Source organism: Xanthomonas sp. WHRI 8393, from assembly GCF_040203315.1.
In the GTDB taxonomy this organism is placed as follows: Bacteria; Pseudomonadota; Gammaproteobacteria; order Xanthomonadales; family Xanthomonadaceae; genus Xanthomonas; species Xanthomonas arboricola.
Map to the genome: position 1 here is coordinate 184183 of NZ_JBEGGL010000006.1, position 10585 is coordinate 194767.

The window sequence follows — 10585 nt, forward strand, 5'->3', positions numbered from 1 at the left end:
GCAGACAGCCAAAGCGCGGATAGACGTGAGCACGTGCTCATGCAGGCGCCGGCTGCGGCTGCAGCGCATCGAGCAGTGCAGCGGCCAGGGCGTCGACGTGGGCCTCCTGCAGCATGCTCAGATGTTCACCGGGCACCACGGCGTGTCGTGGCGGACGAAGGAAATGGCTGCAATCCTGCCGCGCCAGCTCGTCACGCGGCAACGCGATCGCACGCCCCCGCTCGGCACGAAGGTGCCAAGCCACGCCGCCAAATCGGGTGCTTGGACGATAGTCCAGCATGATCTGTCGCTGGGCCTGATAAACCTGCGCGAGTTGCACAACCACCGCGTGCGCAAGCTCCGGCACTGCCCCCTGCTGCTCCTGCAGCCACTCTCGACGCAATTCCAGCACGCTGTCGAGGAGTATCAGCTGCACCTCGATGCCCTCGCGTTCCAGCGTGCATGCCAGTTCGAACGCCAGCGCCGCGCCGAACGAATGGCCGACCAAGACGATGGGAGCACCGCCAATGGCTGCTTGTGCGCGTAGCGCCGGCAGGCAGACCTCCAGCATCGAGATCAAATCCTCGTGCGGCCGGTGCGCACCATCCAGTCCGCGCGGTTCGAACACCTGCATCTGGACCTGTTGACCGAGCGCGCGTGCCAGTGCCAGGTAAGACGCCGCCCCCAGGCCAGCGGCCGGCAACATAAACAGCGGGCGGCCGCCATCGCCGCCGAACGACACCCATGCAGTCCCCTGCTCGCTTTGGGTGGGATGGTCCTCGCGCAAGCGCTCGGCCAGCTCGCGTGGCGTGGGATGCTGGAACACATCGCGTACCGACAGCGTATGACCGAAACGCGCTTCCAGCATCGCAATCAGGCGGATCGCCAGCAGCGAGTGGCCGCCAAGCTCGAAGAAATTCGACGTGGCGCCGACCGGTACCGTTTCGCCCAGCAAGGCCGCCCATAGTGCCACCAGCGTGGCCTCGTCCTGGTCGGCCGGCGGTTCAACATCGGCTGCCAGGGCGAAGTTCGGTGCCGGCAGTGCGCGCAGGTCGATCTTGCGGTTGCTAGTTAACGGAATGCTGTCCACCGGCACGATCGCTGCCGGCACCATGTACTCAGGCAACTGTTGGCGCAGCATCGCCTTCAGGCCCAACACAAGCCTCATATCGGCGCTCTCCTCGCCATCGCGGACGACATAGGCGACCAATCGCCGTGTTACTCCGTCGCCACACGCGGTGACGACAGCAGCTCGGACGCCATCGGCCTGGCGCAAACGGGCTTCGATTTCCCCCGGCTCGATGCGGAAGCCGCGGATCTTGATCTGGCTGTCGATTCGGCCAAGGAACTCCAACTCGCCCGTCGCCAGCAGCCGCACCAGGTCACCGGTTCGGTACATGCGCGTATGCAGCGCATCCGGGTCGTTGACAAAACGCTCTGTGGTCAGGTCCTCACGCCCCAGATAACCGCGTGCCAGTCCGGCGCCTCCCACCCAGAGCTCGCCGGCAACGCCGATCGGCTGGCGGCGCCCGTGCGCGTCGACCACTGCGCACGCGACGTTAGGCAGCGGCCGACCGATTGTGATCCGTTCGCCTGGGCGCACCTGCGCCGAGGTCGCGCAAACCGTGGTCTCCGAGGGGCCATAGGCGTTATGCAGCGGCACATACTGCGACCAGGCCCAGGCGTCGTGCGGATCACACGCCTCGCCAGCGACGATCAGACAACGTAGATCCGCGTGCGCGGCCGGCGACATCTGCGCGAGCAGCGCGGGCGGCAGGGTCGCATGCGTGATGCCGCCGTCCGCAAGCAGGCGCTGCAATGCGCGTACCGAGAGCCGCTCATCCTCATCGCAGACATACAGCGAGGCGCCGTGTGCCAACGCCATCAGCCATTCCCACGCGGCGGCATCGAACGAGATGGAGGCAAACGCCAGTACCCGGCTGTGGGGGGCAAGAGCGTAAAGCTCGTTCTGCGCATGGGCCAGGTTGACCATGCCGCGATGTTCGACCAACACGCCTTTGGGGGTACCGGTGGAGCCGGAGGTGAACACGACATAGGCCAATGCATCGGCAGCGAGCTCGCGTTCCGGGTTCTGCGTAGATCGTCCGCCCAGCAGCGCGTCTCGTAAAGGCTCATCCAGCGGCAGCAGGCAGCGCTCGCCCAGGCACGGCAGCGCTTCGACCAGGTCCATGCGCGTGACCACGAATTCGGCGGCGGTATCCTCAAGCATTGCCTCGATCCGCTCTTCCGGATACGCGGGATCCAGCGGCAGGTAGGCGGCGCCGGCCTTGAGGATGCCGAGGATGCCCACCAGCAGATGGGGGCCGCGATCCAGGCACAGGCCGATCACCGCCTCCGGTTGCACGCCCTGCTCCAGCAGGTAGTGCGCGACTTGGTTGGCGCGACGATTGAGCTCGCCGTAGCTCAGTGACTCCTCGGCACCAAGTACGGCGACGGCATCCGGATCACGACGCACGTGTTGCTCGAACAATGCATGCGCCGTGCTATGCGGATATTCGCGCCGCGATGGTCGGGTCAATGCCTGCAGAGCCTCCATCCCCGGACCGTCCAGCAACGGCAGCGAAGCCACCGTGGCATCTGGGTTGCGTGACAGCGCATCGAGCAACACGCACAAACTGTCCGCCAGCCGTTGCATCGTTTCCGGCGTAAACAGGCTACTGGCGAAGAGCCAGCTGAACTCGATGCCGCGGTCGCTTTCGCTCGCGTGCAATTCAATGTCGTAACGGGCAACGTCCTCGCTTGCGCGCGCATCGGACACGTTCAGACCCGGCATCGCGAACTGCGGCGAGGCCAGGTTGTGCAGGGTCAGGCTGATCTGGAACAGGGGCGAATGGCCGAGACTACGTGCCGGATTGAGACGGTCCACCAGGGTCTCGAACGGCAGATCCTGGTGTGCAAATGCCGCCAGCGTGGTTTCACGGGTGCGCGCCAGCAGCGTATGGAAATCCGGGTCGCCCGACAGATCGTTGCGCAGTACCAACGTGTTGATGAAGAAGCCCACCAGCGCCTCGGTGTCGGCATGAGTGCGACCGGCGACCGGCGAGCCGATCACGATGTCGTCCTCGCCGCTGTAGCGGCTCAGCAGAGTGCAGAAGGCGGCCTGGATCACCATGAACAGGCTGGCGTTGTGGCGGCGCGCAAGCGCGTGCAGGCGCGCCAGGCAATCGGCGTCCACGCGGGTACGTAGGCGGGTTCCGGCGAACTCGGGTTGTGCAGGACGCGGTAGATCCAGCGGCAGGCCGTGCACAGCGGGCAATTCGGCCAGCTGGCGCTTCCAGTAGTCCCACTGTCGGTCAAGGCGCGTGCCGTCGAGGATGCGTCGCTGCCACGCCGCGAAATCGGCGTATTGCAGAACAGGCGTTGGCAGCATCGACGGTCTGCGTTCTAGCGCAGCCGTGTAGATCTCGGCCAATTCGCGCACCAGCACGCCGACCGACCAGCCGTCGCAGGCGATGTGATGCAAGGTAAGCGACAGCACGTGGCGGTCGTCGGCTTCGCGGCATAGCAGTGCACGCAGCATGAGGTCGCGTCCCAGATCGAACGGACGGGTGGCTTGTTCGCGCAGTAGCGCGCCTACCCGTTCGCCACGCGCCGCCTCGTCCAGTCCGCGCAGGTCGATCCGCTCCAGCACATGTGGAGGCACCGGCAACGGTTGCTGCACCGGCTCACCATCGTGCTCGGCGTAGACGGTGCGCAGGACCTCATGGCGTTCGACCAGACTGCGTACTGCGTGCGCCATTGCCTCGGCGTCGAGCACGCCCTGCAGGCGGACGGCGGTCGGGACATTGAATTGGCGACTGTCGCCGCCGAGGCGATCAACGAACCACAGCCGCCGTTGTGCAAACGACAGCGGCAAGGGGCGCTCACGGCCGACCGGTTCGATCCGCCCATCGCCGGCTGTGGCGGCCTGTTCCAGCCGCTTCGCCAGCGCCCGGATAGTGCCGTCCTCGAACACTGCGCGGATCGGCAATTCCAGGCCCAGCACGGCGGCAACCTGGGCTGCCATTCGGGTCGCCAACAGCGAATGGCCACCGAGGTCGAAAAAATTGCTTTCCACGCCGACCCGTTCGATTCCAAGCAATTCGCGCCAGATGTCAGCCAGCGCATGCTCGGCGGGCGTGGCGGGTTCGACATGCGCGGTTGCGTCTTGAATGGCCGGTTCCGGCAATGCGCGGCGATCGACCTTGCCATGGCGGGTCAGCGGCAAGGCCGCCAACGTTGCCCATGCCGACGGCACCATGTAGGCCGGAAGGCGGCGGCGCAATTGTTCACGCCAAGGCCCGACCGCATCGCCCTCTCCCGCCGCATCGGTCGTCGGCACGACCCAGGCCGCCAACTGCCGCGATTCGTCGGCACCGACCACCGCGGCCACCGCGTCGGCCACGCCGTCGCAGGCGCGTAGCGCGGCCTCCACCTCCCCCAGCTCGATCCGGAAGCCGCGCAGCTTGACCTGATGGTCATCGCGACCCAGGAACAGCAGGCTGCCATCGGCATGCCACATTGCGCGGTCGCCACTGCGATACACCCGACCGCCGCCGCTCTGCACGAAGCGTTGCAAGGTCAGTTCAGGCTGGCCCAGATAGCCGCGTGCAAGACCCTTGCCGCCAATGCAGAGCTCGCCCGGCACGCCCATCGGCACGCGCTGGCCATGCCGATCCAGGACCTGCACCAAGACATTCGGCAGCGGTCGTCCGAGCGTAAGACGTTCGCCGACCGCGACGTCGGTCCCGGTGGCGGCGACGGTTGCCTCGCTCGGGCCGTAAGAGTTGACCACGCGGCAGCGCTGCGCCCAGCGCCAGGCCAGGCGTTCGTCGCAGGCCTCGCCGGCGACTACCAGCACCTCGGGCACGTGTTCCAGAGCCGGATCGAGCTGGGCCAGCAGTGCTGGCGGGATGGCGGCATGGGTGATCCGGTTACGGACCAGCAGGTCGGCCAGCAGCGCTGGCGCGTGCCGGTGCTCTTCATCGCAGATGTGCAGCTCGGCACCAGAGGTCAGCGCCATCATCCACTCCCACACCGCGCCATCGAAGCCGATGGATGCAAACGCGAGCACCCTCGACCCGGGACCAGCGCCGTACAACTCGGCCTGCGCCAGCGCCAGGTTGACCATGCCGGCATGCGTGAGCTGCACGCCCTTGGGTCGGCCAGTCGAGCCGGAGGTGTAGACAACATATGCCAGACGCTCGTCGCCTTCGCGGTCGTCGACTGGCTCCGGCAACGACACCGGGGACGCGGCGGCGCGCAAGGCGCGCAGGTCCCAACAACGGCACATGCTGTGCCATGGCGGCGGCGCCCCCGCACCGACCAAATGCACGACGCCGGCGTCTTCGAGCATCGCTGCGGCGCGTTCGGGCGCCTGAGTCGGGTCGATCGGCAGATAGGCTGCGCCGGTCTTGAGGATGGCCAGGACGCCCACCGGCATCGTTGCATCGCGCGGCGTGCTCAAGGCGACCACCTGACCGGGCCCGATTCCCGCCGCACGCAGGTGCAGGGCCGCGGCCTCAGCCCAGCGGTCCAGCTCCGCATAGCTCAGCGAGCAGACTGCATCGACTACCGCGGTCGCGTTGGGTGTCCGTCGCGCAGCCGCTTCGAACAGCGTCTGCGCCTGCAGATTGGGGCGCGCCGACACGGGACCGCACTCCAGCTCGCGTAGCCGCGCCAGCTCGGCGGTGCCACATACCGGCAGACGATGCACCGGCTGCGTTGGGTTGGCGACGATCGCATCCAGCAGGACTTCCAGGCCATCGGCCAGGCGCTCGACGGTAGCGCGCTCGAACACACTTTCGGCCCAGCTCCAGGTGAGGTTTAGACCATCGCCGGTTTCGGCGGCCACCAGCGCCAGTTCGCCGTCAATGCCGGCCGCGCCAAGTTCCCACGGTTCGATCTCCAAGTTATGCAGGTTCAGTGCGGCGCGTTCGTGGTTCTGCAGCGCGAAGGCGATCTGGAAGAGCGGACCATGACTGGTCGCGCGTTCCGGTGCCAACGCTTCCACCAGCGCCTCGAATGGCGTCGCCTGATGCGCGAACGCGTCGAGTACCATTTCGCGATTGCGCTGCAGCAGTTCGCTGAAGCTCGGTTCGCCCGACAGATTGCTCCGCAGCACCAGCGTGTTGACGAAAAAGCCGATCAACGGCTCGACTTCGGCCTGCAGACGGCCGGCAATCGGTGTGCCAATGACGATGTCTTCGGTGTCGCTCCAGCGACCCAGCAACAATGCGAATGCGGCTTGCAGAGCCATGAATAGCGTGGCATCGCCGTCGCGCGCGATCCGCTGCAACCGCTCGACGCGGTCGCGGTTCAGTTGTCGCTGCAGGCGGCCAGCGGCGAATGCGCGTTGCGCCGGGCGCGGACGATCCAGCGGCAGCCCGTGCACCGGCGGCAGGCCATCGAGCTGACCGCGCCAATACGCCAGCTCGCGGGCAAGCGTCTCCTGATCGAAGGTCTCACGCTGCCATCGGGCGAAGTCGCCGTATTGGACCGGCAAGGGCGGCAGCGTGTTGTCGTCGCCTACGCGAAACGCTTCGTACAGGGTCACGAACTCACGCAGCAAGATGCCCTTCGACCAACCATCGGAGGCGATGTGGTGGGTATTGACCACGAGCACGTGATCGTCCTGGTCCAGATGCGCCCACAGCGCACGCAGCATTGGCGCCGCGGACAGATCGAACGGCGCGGTCGCCGCCTCGCGTATTGCTTCCTGCAACCGTGCTTGGCGGATGTCGCCATCGAGTTGACGCAGGTCGACCCGGCGCAACGGCGCTGGCATCGGCGCACGCACGATCTGATACGCCTGCTCGGCATTGCCGGCAAAACTGGTGCGCAGCACGTGATGGCGCTCGATCAGCGCATCCAATGCGCGTTGCAGTGCCGTTGCGTCCAGCTCGCCACGAAGCCGCACTGCAATAGGCAGGTTGTAGTGCGCGCTGCCGCCTTCCAGGCGATCGAGGAACCATAGCCGCTGCTGCGAGAACGACAGCGGATACTCGCTTTGATCAACGACCGGGCACACAGGCGGCAGCGCCGCTGCGGCTTTGTGGTCGACGTAGGCTGCCAGTTCGCGCACGGTCGGATGCTCGAACACCGCACGCACCGGCACCCGCCGTCGCAGGCGTGCAGCGATGAGTCCGGCCATGCGCGTGGCCAGCAACGAATGGCCACCCAAGTGGAAGAAGTTCGCTCGGGCATCGATGGGGCCGCTTGCAAGCAGTTCGTCCCACAATGCTGCGATAGCCTGTTCTGTGGCGCCGGCCAACGGGACCTCGCTCGCCGATGCCTGCGGCGGCGGCAGTGCGCGACGGTCGATCTTACCGTTGGCGGTCAGGGGCATGCGTTGCAGCAGTACGAATTCGGAGGGCTGCATGTAATCCGGCAGCCAGCCACGCAGGCTTGCGCGTAGGGCCTCGCTCCACGTCAGCGGATCGGTTGGCGGCGATTCCGCAACGACATGGGCCAGAAGACGCGCACCGTCGCCCTCCCCCACCACGCTCACCACGACCTCCCTGACACCGTCCGCGCGCAGCAGGCGTGCCTCGATTTCGCCCAGTTCGATGCGGAAGCCACGCAGCTTGACCTGGTAATCGGTGCGGCCCAGGCATTCGATGCTGCCGTCGTCCAGAACGCGGCCCAGGTCGCCAGTACGATAATGACGCAGCGTGCGGCCGGGAGCGATGTCGACGTCGACGAACCGAGCTGCGGTCATTTCCGCCTGGCCGAGGTAGGCGGCGGCGAGGTTGGCGCCGGCTACGCAGATCTCACCCGGCAGGCCGTGCGGCACTTCGCGCAGGCGCTCGTCGAGGATTCGGATCGAGGTTGCGTCAATCGGCCTGCCGATCGGCACGAACGCGCGTTCTGGAATACCGTCGACAACCTGGAAGCTGACGTCGGACATCGTCTCGGTCGAGCCGTACAGATTGCACAGCACTGTATCGGGCAAGGTTTGGCGCAGGCGTGCGGCAACGTCGGATTTCAACGGTTCGCCGCTGACGAACCAGTAGCGCAGTCCCTTCAGCCGTGCGGAGGCGCCCCCCAACTCGGTTAGCGCGCGCGCTAGCGATGGCGCTGTCACGATCCGGGAGACGCCCTGCGCCGCAAGCAGATCGGCGAAGGCCTCCAGATCGATGACGGTATCGGCCGGCACTACCAGTACCGGCATCCCGGCGGCCAGGGGCACGAACAATTCCCACACCGCGCGCACGAAGGCAGTACTGGTGATCAGGCAGGCAATCTCATCGTCGGCAACAGGGAAGCGCCGGTGCATCCAGCCGATCCGGTTGGCCAGCGCGCCGTGGGTACCGAGCACCGCCTTGGGCTGTCCGGTCGAGCCTGAAGTGAACAGAATGTGCGATGCATCGTCGGCGGCCATCGTCGGCCACGGACGCGCCGGTCGGGCGTCCCGCGGAGAATCGACGATTACGATCGGCATGGCGACGGCGAGGCGCGTGCGCAGATCGCTCCGCACCAGCAGGGCGCGGACCCGCGCCTCCCCAAGCATATAACCGAGGCGTTCATCGGGCAGCTCCACCGCTAACGGCACGTAGACAGCACCGATCCGCAATGTCGCCAGTACCGCAACGGCATAGTCGATTCCGCGCGGCGCGAATATCGCAAGTGCATCGCCGCGGCCCAGGTCGTGCGCATCGAGTTCCTGCGCCAGCGCCTCGACCCGCTGTTCGAGCTCGCCGCGCGAGATTCGCGCGTGCTCGTCGATCAAGGCAAGCGCGTCCGGCGCCTGCATCGCCAGCACACGGATCTGCGCATGAGCAGCGCCATCGAATGTCCGTTCCGGCTCCGCGCTCGACGCCTCCGGCGGTGTTGCGGGCGCCGGATTTGACTGCAGCGGCAGGTCGGAAATCCTCTCCGACGGATCGACGACTGCCGCCTCCAGCAGGCTTAGGAAGGCGCGGTTGAAACGGGCGATGGTCGCCTCTTCGAACAGCGAGGTGCGGTACGACCATTTCAGGACCAGGCGCTCTCCGACCACACGCGTGTACAGGGTCAGATCGGCCTTGGACAGGTCTTCTGCATCATCGCCTTGCAACGGCGACACTTCCAGATCTTCCGGCGACTCCGGTGACGGCGCGCTGGCCTCGAAACCGTTGATCAGAATTTGCACCAACGGCTGATGGCTCAGGCTGCGCTCGGGTCTGAGCTCGTCGACAAGCATGTCGAAGGGAATATTCTGGTGGCTGTGTGCATCGAGCAGCACCTGCCGGTTGCGGCGTAGCAGTTCGATGAATTCCGGATCGCCAGACAGATCCGAACGCAGGACCACGGTGTTGATGAACAGTCCGACCAGTCCCTCGAGTTCGTGGCGTTCACGCCCGGCCATCGGCATGCCAACAACGATGTCGCTCTCGCGACCGATCCGGCGCAATAGCACGGTAAAAACACTGTGCAGCAGTGCGAACAAGGTGGCATCGTGCTGCCTGCAAAACGCGCGCAGGGCCGCGGTCCACGGCGCGTCCAAGACCTCGAACAAGGCGCGACCGGCAAAGGATTGGCGCGCCGGGCGTGGCCGGTCCAGCGGCAGGCCGTGCAGGACCGGCAGCCCGGCCAACTGCTTGGTCCAGTACGCCAGTCCACCGGCTTGGGCCTGCTGCGCCAGTTCGAGGCGTTGCCACGCGGCATAGTCGGCGTACTGAATCGGCAACGGTGGCAGCGCAGCCGGTTCGCCACGCCGATGTGCGGTGTAGCTGGCGAGGCATTCGCGTACCAGCACCTCGTTGGACCAGCCGTCGGAAGCGATGTGGTGCAGGGTCAGCAACAAGGCGTGGTCCTCGCTGCCCAGGCGGACCAACGTGCAGCGCAACGAAGGATCGCGCTCCAGGTCGAAGCCGCGCCGCGCCTGCCCACGTGCCAGCGAGGCCAGCTCGCGTTCGCGCTCCGCGGCGGCTAGCGCCGTCAGATCGACACGCTCGATGCGCAGCGGACGTGCAGCGTGTACGACCTGTACGGCGCCATCGTCGACGGCATGGTAGGTCGTGCGCAGTATTTCGTGGCGCTCGACCACGCTGTCCAGCGCCGTCTGCAGCGCGACCGGATCGAGCGCACCACGCAAGCGCAGCTGCATCGGCATGTTGTACTGGGCGCTGTCGCCTTCCAGACGATCGATGAACCACAACCGCTGCTGTGCGTAGGACAGCGGCAGCGGCTGCGAGCGGTCGGCCCCGGGGATCGTCTCGGCGGCTGTCTCCGGAATCGCCTCCAGCGCCGCCGCGAGGGCCTGCAGGGTCGGGTGTTCGAACAACATGCGCACAGGCACCCGCCGTCGCAGCAGCTTGCTGGCTTCGCCGACCACGCGCATCGCCATTAGCGAATGACCGCCCAGCTCGAAGAAATGGGCGCCGCGACCGATCGGTGCGAGTCCGAGGACACGCTCCCAGATCGCCGCCAGCTCTCGTTCTATGGGGGTCTCCGGCGCTGCCGAGTCGTCCCGGGAGCGTTCCGGCGCCGGCAGGCGTTTGCGGTCGAGCTTGCCGTTGGCTGTCAGCGGCAGGCTCTCCAGGGGTACGTAGACCGACGGCTGCATGTACGTCGGCAAGCGCGACGTGGCCACCGCGCGAAGCGCCTCCTCCCAGCCCTCGCC

General features: G+C 66.5%; 1 protein-coding gene. It reads right to left on the bottom strand.

Going from position 1 to position 10585, the window contains the following annotated elements:
* Window positions 1-37: 37 nt before the first annotated feature.
* On the bottom strand, window positions 38-10555 hold the full coding sequence (locus tag ABQ137_RS18350; RefSeq protein WP_349783323.1) for a non-ribosomal peptide synthetase: 10518 nt from the start codon (window positions 10553-10555) through the stop codon (window positions 38-40).
* Window positions 10556-10585: the final 30 nt, after the last annotated feature.